This window comes from Rhodococcus sp. RS1C4, assembly GCF_002258225.1.
Classification (GTDB): domain Bacteria; phylum Actinomycetota; class Actinomycetes; order Mycobacteriales; family Mycobacteriaceae; genus Rhodococcoides; species Rhodococcoides fascians_E.
The window spans coordinates 19,076-34,548 of record NZ_NOXZ01000014.1; the positions used below are offsets into that span (position 1 = coordinate 19,076).

General features: G+C 64.3%; 13 protein-coding genes and 1 pseudogene. 4 read left to right on the forward strand and 10 right to left on the reverse strand.

Features of this window, described 5'->3' with window-relative positions; translation table 11 throughout:
• Position 1: 1 nt before the first annotated feature.
• Genes CH289_RS05340 through CH289_RS05350 form a run of 3 tightly spaced genes read right to left on the reverse strand, consistent with a single transcriptional unit; the run spans position 2 to position 3,475 of the window.
• Complete coding sequence (locus CH289_RS05340; protein ID WP_094727501.1) at positions 2–865, reverse strand: ABC transporter permease; 864 nt, start codon at positions 863–865, stop codon at positions 2–4.
• Complete coding sequence (locus CH289_RS05345) at positions 862–1,809, reverse strand: ABC transporter permease (RefSeq protein WP_037184515.1); 948 nt, start codon at positions 1,807–1,809, stop codon at positions 862–864. The genes CH289_RS05340 and CH289_RS05345 overlap by 4 nt, the downstream gene beginning before the upstream one ends.
• 13 nt (positions 1,810–1,822) lie before the next feature.
• A complete protein-coding gene (locus CH289_RS05350) occupies positions 1,823–3,475 on the reverse strand; it encodes an ABC transporter substrate-binding protein (protein ID WP_094727502.1) in 1,653 nt (550 codons plus the stop codon).
• A 265-nt stretch (positions 3,476–3,740) separates the two neighbouring features.
• Here CH289_RS05350 and CH289_RS05355 point away from each other — a divergent pair, with 265 nt between their 5' ends.
• The gene (locus CH289_RS05355) at positions 3,741–4,886 is read left to right on the forward strand and encodes a PLP-dependent cysteine synthase family protein (protein WP_094628521.1); all 1,146 of its coding nucleotides are present in this window, start codon (positions 3,741–3,743) and stop codon (positions 4,884–4,886) included.
• A 114-nt stretch (positions 4,887–5,000) separates the two neighbouring features.
• Positions 5,001–5,384: an STAS domain-containing protein gene (locus CH289_RS05360; RefSeq protein WP_019663918.1), complete on the forward strand. Its 384-nt coding sequence runs from the start codon at positions 5,001–5,003 to the stop codon at positions 5,382–5,384.
• A gap of 119 nt (positions 5,385–5,503) precedes the next feature.
• Here the strand turns inward: CH289_RS05360 and rho are convergent.
• The 6 genes and pseudogenes from rho to CH289_RS05390 form a co-directional block, all read right to left on the reverse strand.
• Positions 5,504–6,619 (reverse strand): annotated as a pseudogene (gene rho / locus CH289_RS05365) (transcription termination factor Rho); the annotation flags it as partial.
• A 178-nt stretch (positions 6,620–6,797) separates the two neighbouring features.
• The gene (locus CH289_RS05370) at positions 6,798–8,267 is read right to left on the reverse strand and encodes an amidohydrolase family protein (RefSeq protein ID WP_094727504.1); all 1,470 of its coding nucleotides are present in this window, start codon (positions 8,265–8,267) and stop codon (positions 6,798–6,800) included.
• Between the two features lie 76 nt (positions 8,268–8,343).
• A complete protein-coding gene (locus CH289_RS05375) occupies positions 8,344–8,748 on the reverse strand; it encodes a hypothetical protein (protein ID WP_230593838.1) in 405 nt (134 codons plus the stop codon).
• Between the two features lie 78 nt (positions 8,749–8,826).
• Positions 8,827–9,819 carry an alpha/beta hydrolase gene (locus CH289_RS05380; RefSeq protein ID WP_019663923.1) on the reverse strand — a complete coding sequence of 331 codons (993 nt, stop codon included), beginning with the start codon at positions 9,817–9,819 and terminating at the stop codon, positions 8,827–8,829.
• A 162-nt stretch (positions 9,820–9,981) separates the two neighbouring features.
• On the reverse strand, positions 9,982–11,301 hold the full coding sequence (locus CH289_RS05385; RefSeq protein WP_256977044.1) for a PQQ-binding-like beta-propeller repeat protein: 1,320 nt from the start codon (positions 11,299–11,301) through the stop codon (positions 9,982–9,984).
• A complete protein-coding gene (locus tag CH289_RS05390) occupies positions 11,298–12,677 on the reverse strand; it encodes a hypothetical protein (RefSeq protein ID WP_094727506.1) in 1,380 nt (459 codons plus the stop codon). Before CH289_RS05390 ends, CH289_RS05385 begins: the two co-directional genes overlap by 4 nt.
• Positions 12,678–12,729: 52 nt before the next feature.
• Between CH289_RS05390 and CH289_RS05395 the strand changes: the two genes are divergently transcribed.
• Positions 12,730–13,074 carry a hypothetical protein gene (locus tag CH289_RS05395; RefSeq protein ID WP_094713961.1) on the forward strand — a complete coding sequence of 115 codons (345 nt, stop codon included), beginning with the start codon at positions 12,730–12,732 and terminating at the stop codon, positions 13,072–13,074.
• A 52-nt stretch (positions 13,075–13,126) separates the two neighbouring features.
• Here CH289_RS05395 and CH289_RS05400 read toward each other — a convergent pair whose 3' ends face one another.
• Positions 13,127–13,831, reverse strand: a complete 705-nt coding sequence (locus CH289_RS05400) for a hypothetical protein (RefSeq protein WP_094727507.1) — start codon at positions 13,829–13,831, stop codon at positions 13,127–13,129.
• A 188-nt stretch (positions 13,832–14,019) separates the two neighbouring features.
• On the opposite strand from CH289_RS05400, the gene CH289_RS05405 reads away from it, so the two are divergent.
• Positions 14,020–15,273, forward strand: coding sequence for an APC family permease (locus tag CH289_RS05405; RefSeq protein WP_033189086.1), 1,254 nt, complete (start codon positions 14,020–14,022; stop codon positions 15,271–15,273).
• The last annotated feature ends 200 nt before the right edge of the window (positions 15,274–15,473 follow it).

A 15,473-nucleotide genomic window follows, 5' to 3' on the forward strand; every position in this document is an offset into this window, starting at 1 on the left:
GTCACCTGTCCTTGTTTCCGATGGACTTGCTGAGTTGCTGGAGAGCGAGCACCGACGCCACCATCACGACGCCCGGGGCGTAGACGAACCAGGGGTACCGGTAGAAGAAGTCCTTCCCCTCGGCCACCAACAGTCCCCAGTCCGGGCTGGGTGGCGGGTTGCCGTAGCCGAGAAACGCGAGGGCGGAGACGTTGATGATGGCGAGCCCGAACTGCAGGACTGCCAGCGCCAGCACCGATCGATACACGTTCGGGAGTACGTGTTGGAACAGGACCGTCAGCGTGCCTCCGCCGATCAGCTTCGAGGATTCGACGAAGGCCGAGTTCTTCACTCGGAGCGTTTCGGAACGGATGAGCCGGGCGAACACGGCGATCGACGAGATACCCACGGCGATGGCGGTATTGACGCTCGCGAACCCGAGTGAGACGACGACGATGACGGCCAGCAGGAAGCCGGGGATCGCGAGCAAGGTGTCGATCACGCGGCCGAGGACGGCGTCGACGCCGCGCCCGAAGAATCCGGCGACGAGCCCGACGATGCTGCCCGCGACCGATCCGATGGCCACCGCGAGCAATGCGGTGAGTACGGCCGACCGAGTGCCGTGGATGACGCGGGTAAGAATGTCGCGGCCCAGTTGGTCGGTGCCGAACAGGTGGCTCCAGGACGGCGGCAGGAACTTGTCCGCGGTGGTCCCGAGGTATGGGTCCTGGCTGGTGAACAGGCCGGGTGCGATCGCCCATGCCGCGATCAGCAGGACGAACAGCAGCGCGGCGACGGTGTAGCCGTTGCGTGCCTTGGTGGCGGATCCGAGCACGGCAACCGCTCCCGTGACGGTGGCGGTGCGTGGGCGGTCGAGGATGCTCATGCCGTCACCGTCCGACGCAGGCGCGGGTCCAGGACGGGATACACGAGGTCGACGACGAGGTTGATCGCGAGGAACAGCACCGCCGCGAGTACCACGGCCGCCTGCAACACCGGCACGTCCTGCTCGCCGACGGCTTTCTCGACGACGCTGCCGACGCCGTTTCGGCCGAAGATCGCTTCGGTGATGATCGACCCGCCCAACAGATCGCCGACGATGATCGCGGTGATCGTCAAGGTCGGCAGCGCCGCGTTGGGCAGCAGGTGCCTGGTCAGCAATTCGAATCTGCCGATTCCCTTGGAGACGGCGACGGTGGCGTACTGCTCGGACCGCGCGGTGTCCAGCGCGCTGATGAACACCTGTGCGATCGGCGCCGACGCCGGGATGGCGAGGGTGACGGCCGGGTAGATCAGCGAGTCCACGCTGCGGAAGTCGCTGAGTACGAACAGTCCGAGCTGGAAGGAGAACACGTTGATGACGACGAGCCCGATCAGGAAGTTGGGCAGCGACAGGAACAGCGACGGGAATGCTCGAAGTACCCCGCCGCCGAATCTCGTCGGCAGGAAGAACGCGCCGACGGCGACGGCGGCTGCGAACACGATCGCGATGACGAACGCCGTGCCCGCGAGCTGCAGGGTGGACGGAACTCCCGACCACAACAGCGTCGACACCGGAAGGTTGGACGCATACGACAGGCCGAGATCACCGTGCAGCAGTCGTTCCAGCGCCACCCACAGCTGCTCCCAGGCCGGGCGGTCCAGTTTGAAGTAGACGAGCATCTCGGAGATTTCGTCGGCGGTGTATCCGTATTCGGGGTTGCTCAGCCTGCCGGACACGGGATCGCCCGGCAGCAACGTGACGATGACGAACACCACGATGTAGACGAGAAACACCGTCAGCAGAGCCTGCCCGATTCTCGAGAGCGCGTACCGCGTCGTGTGAGACAAGAGAATGAAGTCCTTACGTCGTTCGCCGGTTCGACTCGTCGATCCAGGCGTCGTAGAAGTTGATCAGCCCGAGACCGTCGACACTCAGGTCCTTCAGGTGGTTCGCGGCGCCCCAGGTCTGACGGAACTCGTGGATCGGTATGTACAGGGCGTTGTCGATCACGTACTCCTGCACCGCCTTGGACGCGTCGATGCGAGCGGGCTCCGATGTCGCCTGCACCAGCGTGGTGAGCAGGCCGTCGAGTTCCTCGCCCGGGGTCTTGAACTGATTGGCTTGCGAGCTGTGCCACCACCGCCACATCTCGCTCTGACTGCCTGCAAGCCAGTGGTTCTCGTACAGCGGCACGTCCGGCTGGGCCGTCACGGTGTTGTAGTTGGAGAAGTCGGTGCCCTTGATCTCGAGCCGAACCCCGATCCGACGCCAGTGCTGGGCGACCAACTGCAGGTCGGCCTCGGAGGTGGTAATGAACACCGAGGGGTAGATCAGCAGGCTGAGCTGCTCGCCGTCCTTGACGCGGTATCCGTCGCTGTTGCGGTCCGTCCACCCCGCCTCGTCGAGCAGACGGTTCGACAGGTCGGGGTCGTACGCGAATCTGTCGCGCAGATCCAATGTCCCTGGCACGATCTCGTTGAACGTCGACTTCGCTTCGGTCCATGCGCCGCTCGGGTAGTTGGTGGCGATGATGTCGGCGCGGTCGACGCCGTGGGTGAGCGCTCTACGCACTCGGATGTCGTCGAGATGTGCTGCGGTCAGGCGGAGTTGAAGACCCCAGACGCTGCCGAAGAACGTCGGTGCGATGAGGGTGAATCCGTCGGTGACGAACGGCTCCTCGGTCGGTTGGACGTAGTGGATGATGTCCACCTGGCCTGCCTGGAGCGATCCTCCGCGCAGCGAGGGTTCGATCACCTGCTGCACGGTGATCTTCTCGAGGTAGGCCGGGCCGTCGTGCGCGGTATCACTGCGCGGCCAGGAGTAGTCCTCTCGGCGGCGTAGCACCACCTCCTTGCTCGGGAGCCATGATTCGACGACGAACGGCCCGGTCCCGAAGATCTTGCTCAGATCGGACTGATCGGCGAGGCCGGCGTCGATCGTCGCGGGGGCAAGAATTCCGACGGTCGTCCACGCCCCGAGTTTCTGGATGAAGTCACCGAACGGTTCGGTCAGGCGGATCGTCACGTCGTACTCACCCGTCGCCTCCGCTACGTCGTAACTGGGCGGGAAGTACGCGGCTCTCGGGACTCCTCGCCCCTTGTCTCCCGTGCCCAACAGGTTCAGGTTCGACGCCACCGCGGCGGCGTCGAGCTTCTCGCCGTTGGAGAAGGTGACGCCCTGCCTGATGGTCAGGCCGAACTCGGTGCGGTCGTCGTTCTCGGTGAATCCTGTTGCCAGGTGCGGACGGAACACGCCGTCGGCGTCGTAGTAGAACAGCCTCTCCACCACTTGGTTCCACACCTGCGCCACATGCCAGGATCCGGTGCTCTGCTGCTGGTATCCGTCGATCAACTTCTCGTTGAGGTACGTGACGGTACCGCCGGGTGTCGGGGAACCCGATGCCGTGGCACTCCCGGTCGGACTGGTGGCGCCGCCGCATGCAGCCAGAAACCCGGTACCGACCAGCGCAGCCCCGAAACCGAGGAAGCGGCGTCGATCGAATTCGTGAGTCATGTGAGGAATTTCTGGCCCTTTCAGGATGATTCGTGGCATCGCCGGGGGAACGCACTCAGTGTGGGGTCCGTCGCCGCGAATACCAACGAAGTTCATCTACCGAAATGGTCAATTACAACTTAACGATGCGAATTCGGGCCTCCTACCTGCACGTTCGCCGCGACCGTCCGAAGGCAAGGGATGAAATCATGGTGAGCGTTACACGCTCTGGAATCATGCTGAGTGGAACTCGTGAATTCCGTGACCGAAGGGGTTACGTTGTGCGATGGCCGTTGTCGCAGCGTCGACCAGCTCGGCCTCGAACGTCATGGAGGTGGACGACATCACGGATCTCGTAGCGGACCAGGTGATCACGACAGCACCGTCGGAATCCGTCCTGGGCCTCATCGGAAACACACCTCTGGTGGACCTGGGAAGACTGGGATCCAGCACCGAGGCAACACTTCTGGGCAAGGTCGAGTTCGTCAATCCCGGAGGATCGGCCAAGGACAGAATCGCGGCGTCGATGATCGAACATGCCGAGCGCGAGGGTGCGTTGACCCCCGATTCTGTGATCATCGACGCGACGTCGGGCAACACCGGCGCCGGTCTTGCGATGATCGCGGCCGCCAAGGGGTACCGAACCATCCTGGTGGTGGCGGACAAGGTGTCGCCGGAGAAGATTTCGGTTCTTCGTGCGTTCGGTGCGGAGATCGTCCTGACCAGCGCCCAGTATCCGCTCGGCCATCCTCGAAACGCCCGTACCATCGTGACGCGTCTGGTGGAGCAGGTGCCGAACGCGTGGACCTCGGCGCAGTACGACAACCCTGCCAATCCCGCCGCGCACTTCCGCGGGACGGGGCCGGAACTGTGGGAGCAGACGGAAGGCCGGATCACCCACTTCGTGGCCAACATCGGAACCGGTGGAACCATCAGTGGCACAGGGCGTTATCTGAAGGAAGTATCCGACGGCCGGGTCCAGATCATCGGAGCCGATCCCGTCGGATCGGCCTATTCGGGCGAGGTCACTCCGTACTACGTGGAGGGTGCGGGCCGCGCGATGCCCGACGGCGACTGGCCGACCACGTACGACACCGACATCGTCGACCGCATCATCCGGATCGACGACGCCTCCAGCTTCCGCAGCGCTCGGGCGCTGGCCCGCAACCATGGGCTGCTCGTCGGGATATCCTCGGGAACGGTGGCGGCTGCGACGGTCGAGTTGGCGCGCGATCTGCGGGCGACGGACACGGTCGTCTCGTTGCTCATCGACTCGGGTCGGGGATACCTGGGCAAGCTGTTCGACGACGCGTGGCTGACCGAGCGGGGACTGCCGACTCCCGCCGACGAAGGATACTCCGACGTCGTCGACGTGCGAGACGAGGGTCGGGAACTGGCCGCCGACCTGGCCCATTTGGCGCCCACCTACTGACGTTATCGTTTCGTTATCACTCGGTGATGGCACCGTGATGGAACGATTTACGGCTACGAGACCTTCTGCTGCGAGAGTTGACCTCGACGAACTCACGACGCGAAGGCAGAGAACATGATCACTGCAGCACATCCACTGTCCGTCGACCTTGCTTCCGACCCACAGGAGCACGCTCCTCGGTTCACGATCGACACCGAGTCCTACTCCTCCGACTTCGCGGTGCTCCGAGCCACCGGCGAGCTGGACATGACCGCACGCTTGCCCCTGATGGACAGCATCGAGGAGCTCACCTCCGAGCACTCGGACGTCCGCGTCGACCTGTCGGCTGTCACGTTCATCTACTCCGGAGCCGCCAGCGTCATCGTCGACGCGGTCACGGCATCCACCGCCGAGGTTCGCATCTTCGCGCCGACCAGGCCCGTGCGCATGATCCTTGATGTCCTCGGTGCCGGCCACCTCATCGTCGACAGCCTCGACCCGCAGGAGTCGCAGCGATGACAGGCAACGACGACACCGGACCCGAGGAACGTGACGAGCAGCCGAGTACAACGCCGGGTACATCGTTTCTGCAGATGTTCCTGGAAGCGAAGAACTCTCCGGGGCAGAACTGACCGCATCTAGCGAGCAGTGACTGCACGCGTGAGAAATTCGTGGTTGGACCGGGTTTTCGCGAGTTGCGTGACCAGTAGTTCGATTGCCTGCTGCGAGTCGAGGCCGCTGAGCAGGTGTCGGACTTTCTGTACGGCCGAGTATTCCTCGGCCGACATCAGTAGTTCGTCTTTCCTGGTTCCCGACGGGTTGACGTCGATGGCTGGGAAGATTCTTCGTTCGGCGATCTTGCGATCGAGTTTGAGGTCGGCGTTACCGGTGCCCTTGAATTCCTCGAAAATGACTGTGTCCCCTTGGGAGCCGGTTTCGACGAGGGCTGTTGCGATGATGGTGAGCGAGCCACCGTTCTCGATGTTGCGGGCGGCACCGAGGAAACGTTTCGGCGGATAGAGCGCTGTGGAGTCGATTCCTCCGGAGAGAATCCGGCCCGACGCGGGCGAGGAGTTGTTGTAGGCGCGCCCGAGTCGGGTGATGGAATCCAAGAGCACCACAACGTCTTCACCGCTTTCGACGAGACGCTTGGCTCGCTCGATTGCCAGTTCGGCGACTGCCGTGTGGTCCGTCGGCGGCCTGTCGAACGTCGACGCGATCACTTCGCCCTTCACCGACCGCATCATGTCGGTCACTTCTTCCGGGCGTTCGTCGACGAGGACCACCATGAGATGGCACTCGGGATGGTTGAGCGCGATGGCGGCGGCGATGTCCTTGACCATTGTGGTCTTACCCGCTTTCGGCGGTGACTGGACAAGCGCGCGTTGACCTTTGCCGATGGGCATCACGAGGTCGACAATGCGGGTGGACAGGCGGTCGGGAGTGGTTTCGAGCCGCAGGCGCTGGTTGGGGTACAGCGGGGTCAAAGCGTCGAACTTCGGGCGCTTCTCCCCGGCGTCTCGGCCGTTGATGTCGTCGACGCGAACGAGTGCGTCGAACTTTTGACGTGCTTTCTCCGGTGCACGTGCGGCGCCGGTGACGAGATCGCCTGTACGTAACCCTTTCTGGCGCAGGATGTTCGATGGTATCTGAACGTCGATGGGTCCTGGCAGGTAGCCGGTGGTCCGTAGAATGGCTGTGTTGCCGTGCATGTCGACGATGCCGGAGACCGGGCGTAATTCCGATTCCGACACCGCATTCGATACAGGTGTGGCGTGTGCTGTGGTCATGAGTCTCTACTTCCGAGATTCGCGCGAAACGCGATGTGAGCGGGAAACGAGAATTTCCCCCGATAAATCCTCGACGCGGACCGTATCGGTCGGCGGAGAACTACCGCCAAGCTACATCAGCACTCCGGGTTCCACAACCCCCTCAAAAACCTGCCCGGTCACGCAGGGTGCGAATCGCCTGGTCGGACTCGGACAGAAGTGCCTCGGTGTCGACCCTGACCAATTCGTGGCCACGCTTGTGGACGACCCCGTCGATCATGACGAACGACACGTTCGACGGCCGGGCCGCTCGCACTGCGAGGCTGGTCGCGTCGTATATCGGGGCTGTGTTGAGTGCGTCGGCGTCCACCAGGATGATGTCCGCCGGTCGACCCACTGCCAGTACACCGGCTGTGTCGCCGAATCCGATGGACCGTGCGCCTGTGGCCGTGGCCCAGTCGAGGACGCTCGCGTCGGTGACGGTGCCCTGTTTCGTCTGCATTCCGCCGGGGAGGTCGGCCGTCAGTTTCATCACCTCGAACATGTCGGCGGTGCCGGACAGTACCGTGTTGTCCACCGAAAGCCCCAGCGCCACTCCCGAATCTCGAAGGGCCGCAATGGGAGGGAGCCCGTAGCCCACCTGCAGCTCCGTCCACGGGCTGATCGACACCGCCGTTCGTGTCCGTGCGATGGTCTCGAGGTCGGCCGGTGTCGCGGCGGTCAGGTGAACCAGCTGCACGTCGGGTCCCAGCCCTCCCCTGGCGTCCAGCTTGGCGATCCCGCCGAGCGCCGCGGCGGCAGCGTCGGACGCCATGTGCGTCGTGATGGGAAGTCCGAGGGAACGTGCGACATCCCATTCCTGCTGCCACACAGCATCTTCGGACCGATCAGGGCCGCGCGCGCAGATGCCGAGGGAGATGAGCCCGTCCGGGAAATCGGATGACCAGGAGCGTAGATGGTTCAGATCCATCGGCTGATCGGCGCCGAGATCCTGCGGGTATCCGTAGGCGAATCGCCCGCGCACTCCGGACTCGGTCATGGCCTGAGCCTCGGCTTCGGCGTGCTCAGGGCTTCGGACGTTGTGGGCCCAGTTGTGGACGGTGGTGATTCCCGCCGACACGGCTTCGGCCAGTGCCAGCCGAACTCCGAGGGCACTGTCCGACGCAGTGAACAACGGCGAGATCGACGCCATGGACGGTGCGAATCCGCCCTTCGACGTCTGCCCGAAGCCTCGGGCGATGGAGTTCCACATGTGCCAATGCGTGTCGACCAGACCGGGCATGACGATCGATCCGGATGCGTCGATCTCGTCGGCGCCGTCCTGCTGCAGCCCCGCGCCGATCTGCGCGATGCGCCCGGATTCGATCAGGATGTCTACATCGTTCAACTCACCGACGTTCAACTTACCGACGTTCGACTCTCCGACGCTCGAATCTCCGACGCTCGAATCTCCGACGCTCGGGTCCATCGTCAGGACCGCGCGTGCGTTGCGGATCAACACCGCACCGGACTTCGCTTGATCGGTCTGCGTCTCGTTCGTCTGTGCCCGTGCGCAGGAGGCCAAGGCTGTCGATCCGCCGACCGCGGCCGCCAGCCCACCCAGTAGTGCTGTTCTCCGCGAAACTCCCGACATGATCGCCCTCTCTAGGTATGAATGTCCTTACAAATCAAAATGGACATATCCACCAGAAAGTAGCCGTAAACCCGTCTCACCGCTCGGCCCGACGCCTCCCTCGCACCATCGCGTCGACTCCGCCGACGGCGAGCAGTATTCCGAGCAGCGTCAATCCTGTGTACGCACGGGGCGCCCAGATGTCGAGAACGAGGTACTGCCAGAGCGTCCACCCGACGGCGACGATGCCGACGACGCCGGCGAAGACACGTGCACCGGGGATGTCGACGATCACGGCCGCCGCACACACCAGGGGTGCGATTCCGAGGGCTACGAGCACGAAGGCGCCTGCGTATCGGTAGTCCCAGGTGTGCCATTCGGGGAGCATGTCGACGCTCAGGCCCAGGGTGCCGCCGTCGGGATCGGAGACCAGGGCGATGCCGTTGAACAGCCCTGCTGCGCCGAGCATCAGCAGCACCGCTGCGGTGACGAACTTCTTCACACCTTCACCTTGCCGCATTCGGGCACAAAATTGCCCCCGACCCATGACGGGTCGGGGGCAATCCCGAGTCGAGGGAAATCAGATTCCCATGCCCTTGGCGAGCACCGGCCACGAGTCCTTCAGGGCCTGCTCCCAGTACGGCCAGTAGTGCGTGCCGACCGGCGGGAACTGGTACGTCGCCGGGATCCCGATGGAGTCCAGCTTGTTCTTCAGGTTGTGCGAGCAGAAGTTGGTGGCGCCTTCGATGACGATGCCGAGACCGAGGTTGATGACACCCTGAGGTCCGTTGCCCTCGGTGTAGTAGCGGATGTCCTCGGGCTGGGGGTTGCCGTTACCGCTGGAGATGTACAGCTCGGTTCCGCGAAGCTTCTCGGCGTTGACGACCGGGTCGTTCTCGACCCACGCCGGGTCGTTGTCCGGGCCGTACATGTTGATGGTGTTACCACCCTTCCATGTCTCGACGGAGAACTTCACGAACTGGCGGCCGATGGGATCGGCGATCTGTGCGCATCCGCTGTACGCGGCGACGGCGCCGTACAGGCCGGGCTTGGCTTCGGCGAGCTGCAGAACCGAGGTACCGGAGGTGGAGACACCGGCGATCGAGTTCTTGCCGGTGGACCCCAGGGTCTCGTCGAGCAGGGGAGGCAGTTCCTCGGTGAGGAAGGTCTGCCACTTGTTGACGCCGAGGACCGGGTCTTCCTGCTTCCAGTCGGCGTAGTAGCTGCCCTTGCCGCCGATGGGGAGCACGAGGTTGACGTGCTTGTCGGAGAAGAACTCGAGCGCGTCGGTCTGCTGCTGCCAGCTCGCCGATCCTTCGCCTGCGTCGAGGCCGCTGAGCAGGTAGGCGTTGGGGGCGGGCTTGGACTCGTCCAGAGGGCGCTGAACCTCGACGGTGATGTCTTTGTTCATCGCGGCGGAGTAGACCTGAAGGTTCCAGTTCCGCCCGTCCTTGTCGATCGACGAGACTGCAGGCGCCTTCGCGGGCTCGGCCGTCGCGACGCCGCCGAGAGCGGTCATTGCCAGAGTGCCTGCCGCGATGAGTGCAGCGGCACGTAGTGAAGAAAGCTTCATCTCGAAGTCGATTCCAGTTCCCGGCCGGTCCTGAGCCGTGTTAGTTCGTCCCCCGCACGCATGCGGCCTTCGTGTCCCTCGACACTTTATGTCTTCCGGAGCCCGCTGTTCGTTACTGGGTCGAATCAGACGAAATTCTTGACCTGATCGTGTCTGAAGTCCTCAGCGGATCAAATTCAACCTCGACTCGTTGACGACCAGCACCCCGGCGCCGGTTTCCTGGAGTGCGACTTGCTCGGATCGCCCTCCGGTGTTACCGAGCAGGCCGTCGAGCGACACCGATGCCCGACGGTGTCCTGTGGCGGGATCGATGACGAGAATGTCCTGCCATCCGACGGTGTAGGCGGATCCGTCGTACGCGGCGGTCGGCAGTACGGACTGTTGTTCCAAGTCCGGTTCCCACAAGATCGCGCCGGTGCGCAGGTCACGGGCCGGGCCGTACATCCACATGACGACGCCGTCGATGATCGCGAGGTCGGAGACAGGGCTCTCCTCGTCGAATTCCCACAGCTGAGCACCGGTACGGGGATCGTAGGCTTTGCCGTCGAACAGGACGGGGTCTCCCGCACGGGAGTTGTCGACGGACAGGCGCTGCCACACCTCCTCGTTCGCAGTGGCGATCACGTTCGATGCCGAGTCGACCAGGTCGGTACGGAATTCGAACAGGTCCGAACAGCGTCTGCCGATCACGAAGAACGCGTCGCCGTCGCGCAGCTCACGGCTCCGCGCGCAGTCGGGAGAGTCGAAGGTGTCCACGGCTGCGCCGGTGCCGGCGTCGAACACCGCGGTTCCCGAGGTGAACCTGGCGACACCGACACCGACACCGACAGCGAACTGCACGATGTCGCCGAACGTCGTGGAGTCGACCCAGGTGTTGTCGTAGGTGGTCGTCCAGTTCTCGTCGAGATCCGACAACGATCCACTGTGGACGCGGACGGTGTAGCCGTCCGGGTCCCCTTCGACGACGTAGACGTCGGTGCCGTCGGTCCCGACGCCGTGTATGTTCCATCGGGTCCCGTAACGCGTGAGCTCACCGTCGCCCGGGTCGATGGTGACGACGTCCGAGTGGCTGCGGCACAGTATCTTTCCGTCGAGCAGTGCCGTCGAGCATCGTCCGGTCCCGTCGGCAGGCGTCGTCCACCGAACAGCGCCGGACGCCGCGTCGATTCCGACGAACTCTGCCCGCTCGAATTTCTTCGAGTCCTGATTGGTGAGGCCGGCTTCGGCAACGAGCACGTCCCCGGCGTCGACGACACCGCCGAACACTTCACCGTACCTACCGCCTACGGGGTCCTCGAACGTCGCGAACTCGTTTTCGAGTACATCGGAGGCGTCGACGGTCCAGACAGCGCCAGGGGCGGTTGCCGTGGCCACCGAGGGCACATCGGACTCGTTCGTGGACGTCGAGACCAGGTACACGGCCGCACCGACCGCCACCACCGCGACCACAGCTGTTGCGGCCAACCTTCGGTGCGCGTTCACAGGACATCCAACCCGTCGGCAGTCGCGATGGCGATGAGTGCGTCTGCGGTGAGCGGCTCGTCGGGTTTCTCGGCGTGCGACCGGACGTCCACCTGCGTACCCGACGGGTAGGTGACGGTCACGACGCGCGTCGACCCCCCAGCCGGGCCCGATTCCGGCGCAGGCGAATAGGAGTAGCCGTTCTCGTCGACCTCGAGTACCGCTCCGCTGTCCAGAGTTTCGGTTCTCATCGGCCGGTCGGCGTAGGACGGGTCGTAGACGTCGGGGACCACGGGGAGTTCGGCCCCGCCGGTGATCGTGACGGTCAGGTCCGCACCCGTGTTCTGTACATCGACGTGCGTGCACACTGCCGACGTACTGAAATCGACGAGCATCAGGCTGTCCAGTGCGGGGCTGAAGGACTCACCGATGTCGAGGTCTCCCAGCGCGTCGTTCAGCTCACCGGCTGTATCGCCGTCGATGGTCGGTCCGTCGTATTCGAAACCGAAGGAATCGGAGCACCCACGGGTCGGCTCGGGCGTGTCCGCGGGGACCGGTGCACTCACACGCAGTTCCGGTTGCTCCGCGATCTTTTCGAGCTCGGCGACGGTCAGCACGATGTCGCGATCACCGGTCCTGGTCGACGGAAAATTGGGCGCGTCCGACGCTGTCGCGGTCACCTGCGTTCCGTCCGGATAGTAGGCCTCGACGGTGCGAAAGTTCGTTCTGTCCGGCCCGTACTGGTACCAGGATTCGTTCACGTCCACCACCGATCCGTCCGCGGAAACACTTCTCTCATCGACCTGACCTGCCACACACGACGGCACCGAACCGTCGCCTTTCCGGACCGAGACCGCGAGCAGTCCCGACGTGTCGCCTCGTGCCATGTCGGCTGTCGCCGAGGCGAATCCTGGAGGCCGCGGTCCACTCGGATCAGCGGGAGACTGGGGAATCGGTTGGAAGATCAGAGAAGTGCGGCGGCTGCCGAACTGGACCTCGACCCTGTCCGGCAAGGCGGCAGCAACGGCGTCGGTCATCATCACCGCTCGCCGACCGTCGTACCAGGGGTACTGCGGGTTGCCGTAGGTGTCGACGCTGGTCGAGATCTGGCCCCGGATCGCGGACTCGGCAGGAGGTTCCACGGTGTCGCAACCTGGTATGGGCGCGTCCGCGTCGACCTCGGGTTCGAGGTAGGTCGTGTCCGTTGGTTCGGGCACGGGGATGGGCTCTCGGGTGGGCTCTCGGGTAAACGACGACGGGGCGGCCTCGGACTGCACCGTGTTCGGCGGAGACACCCGGTCGACGACGGCCGCAACGCACACCCCGAGTGCCACGAGGGACACGATCGTCAATGCGTCGGCCCAGATGCCTGCGCGGCGCGAGTCCAGTCTTCTCACCGGTCGAAAGTACCGGGTGCACGGCTGTCGGTTCCCAGGCAGGATCACGGGTATGAACACATTTCAGCGAGTCGCTGCTCGGTTCAATGCGCTTGTGCGTCCGCTGTTGAACGCGCCGGTCGTCGGCAAATTGGTGTCGGGCACGATCACCGAGGTCACCTACACGGGCCGCAGATCCGGCAAGCAGTTCAGCGTCCTGGTGGGCTACCGTCGCCGCGGTGACGAGGTGATCATCGGCGTCGCAATGCCGGACAAGAAGAACTGGTGGCGGAACTTCTACCCCGACGGCGGCCCCATCTCCATCGACCTCGACGGCATCACCCGGACCGGCCACGCCGTCACCCGCAAGGACGGATCCTCCGTCTCGGTGAAGGTGACACTCGATCCGCGCGCATGATCGCGTCGAGGGTCCAGCCTCTTGATCAGGCGCGGCTGGACCCTCCGCTGACTTACTTCTCGAACAGTGCATCCGGCAGTGCGGTGTCGACGCTCAGAATGTCGAGATCCCGCGCAGATCCCTCGGTTTCGAGGTAAACGCAGATCCCGGTCTGGACGTCCAGTCGCACGGTCGACGGTGGTCCGGGTATCCATTCGTCTTCGACGAACTCTCCCGAGAGCATCGGGCAACAGTCGCATCGTGGGTCGTACGCGGCGGTCGGGGTGGCGATCGCTTCCCACGCGGTGCGGCCGTGATGGGTCACCACCCTCGCCTGCGACAGATCGACCGTCGGGCCGGAGGTCGTGTCGTGGGCGGATCTGGCCAGTTCGACGGGGTTGAGCATCGCGACCCACAGGTAGTCGTCGAACATCGGGTCGTCCCACTCCACCGACGGGCCGTGCGTCTCGGGCGGCACGCTCTCGACGAGACCGTCGGCGTCGTACACCGGAACCACTGTGGACGGCCAACGTCCTTGCACCGGCAGCAATGGGCCATTGTTGCTCCGCGTCATGGCACCGTCGAACGGCCTCCTCGCCTTGTGCACGACGACGCGACCGTCGTTCACTTCCACCCGCATCGCCCCTGGCCGACGGATCCACGCGTGGATACCGGTGTCGAATCGGTCTGGCGAACGGGTGAATTCGACGCTCGTCCACCGCCACGGCGACGACTGCGCGAGGCGGCGGAACTGCAGAATGGACGGGTTCTCGATCACCAGTTCATCCTCGCAGGCCCCGCCACTGATTTTTCCTTCTCGCAGTTCGGTCCGCCTTCGGGCAGGATCAGGCAAGTGATCACTGCGGAAGTGCTCCTCACTACGCTGAGAACGGCGTCGAGTCGGACCACACCTGCTCGTTCCTCGGCCGGCCGTGTCAGGCCGAGCACCGAGAGTCTTTCGGTTGCATTGTGACTGTTCCTGGCGGTGAACTCCGTCGTCGACTCGGGCTCGTCGATGCAGTGACCGTCGGATTGGGCGCCATGATCGGCGCTGGAATCTTCGCGGCGCTGGCTCCCGCCGCTCGGGCTGCGGGATCGGGTTTGCTCGTTGCATTGGCCGTCGCCGCTGTGGTCGCCTATTGCAACGCCACGTCGTCGGCACGGCTTGCCGCGTTGTATCCCTCGTCGGGAGGAACGTACGTATACGGGCGTGAGCGTCTCGGCGAGTTCTGGGGTTACATCGCCGGGTGGGGATTCGTCGTGGGCAAGAGTGCGTCCTGTGCCGCAATGGCATTGACGGTCGGTATGTACGCATGGCCCGAACACGCGCATGCAGTGGCTGCGGCGGCGGTGCTCGGGCTGACCGCCGTCAACTACGTCGGAGTGCAGAAGTCCGCGTGGTTGGCGCGGATCATCGTCGCCGTGGTCGTCACGGTTCTCGTTGTGGTCGTGGTGGCATCGCTGGTCCACTCGCCCGGGCATCCGGTGGAAGTCTCGGCGGCCGATGTCACCACCATAGGTGTACTGCAGGGTGCGGGCCTGTTGTTCTTCGCCTTCGCCGGTTACGCGCGCATCGCAACGTTGGGTGAGGAGGTCCGCGATCCGGCTCGTACCATTCCCCGAGCGATTTCGATCGCGCTCGCCCTGACCTTGGTGCTGTACGCGTCGGTCGCCACAGCGCTGCTGTGGGCGCTGGGCCCGTCGGGGCTCGCGCAAGCAAGCGCACCGATCGCCGACGCGGCCCGCGTCACCGGTCGATCCTGGTTGGTGCCAGTGGTGAGTGCGACCGCTGCGGTGGCAGCGCTGGGATCGTTGCTCGCCCTCGTACTCGGCGTCTCACGAACCATTTTCGCAATGGCCCGTGACCGGCACCTTCCGCACGTTCTGGCGGCCGTGCACCCACGGTTCGGCGTACCTCACAAGGCAGAGCTGATGGTCGGGGTGGTCGTCGCCGTCACCGCAGCCACCGTCGACATCCGTACCGCGATCGGCTTCTCGTCGTTCGCAGTGCTCTGCTACTACGCCGTGACCAATGTGTCGGCGTCGACCTTGTCTCGCGCCGAGGGCCGCCCAGCGCGCCTCGTTCCTGTGATCGGCCTCGTGGGTTGTCTCGTGCTGGCGTTCTCGCTACCTGTGTCATCGGTGGCAGTGGGTGCAAGCGTACTCGCAGCGGGTGCCGCCGTCTACGCGCTCAGGAAGCGCCGATCACACGACGACTAGTCGGAAGCTGTACCGGCAGAACGCATCGCGCCGGCAAGAATGACGGGCGGATTCGCACTGATGTTCGAAAGCTTGTCGGTGGCACCGGATAGTCTTCTCACATGCTTTCAGGGGGAGATTCAGAAGCAATGGCTCAGTCCACGATTGTCACTGACACACAGCCACATTGGCGGTCCTCCGGTGACGGTGTTCCTGTAATC